Origin of the sequence: Nocardioides malaquae, assembly GCF_015070385.1 — a bacterium.
GTDB lineage: Bacteria > Actinomycetota > Actinomycetes > Propionibacteriales > Nocardioidaceae > Nocardioides > Nocardioides malaquae.
In genome coordinates, this window is sequence record NZ_JADCSA010001250.1 from 1 (window position 1) to 234 (window position 234).

A 234-nucleotide genomic window follows, 5' to 3' on the forward strand; every position below is an offset into this window, starting at 1 on the left:
GTGAGATGTCATCAGGGGATTCCAGTACAGTGTCAGCTCCAAAAAGCACATCTGCCAGTTTACTGAGCTCCTTTTCGGAGGCTGAGGAGCGCATGTTCGCTGGAGGCATTTTGAGCTTATGCTCCTGCACTGCTATTGCTGGTTTTAAGACACGTTTCTGCTTCTCCTCTCCTTCCCTCTTGCCCTCGTCTACTTTATGCTTTGCTTCAGCCATTTTGGAAAATGAATTGCTAC

1 protein-coding gene is annotated in these 234 nt (G+C 47.9%); it reads right to left on the reverse strand.

Going from position 1 to position 234, the window contains the following annotated elements:
• Positions 1-214, reverse strand: a 214-nt coding sequence (locus IEQ44_RS17505) for a hypothetical protein (RefSeq protein WP_227487723.1), incomplete at its 3' end; no start/stop codon positions are given.
• Positions 215-234 lie beyond the last annotated feature (20 nt).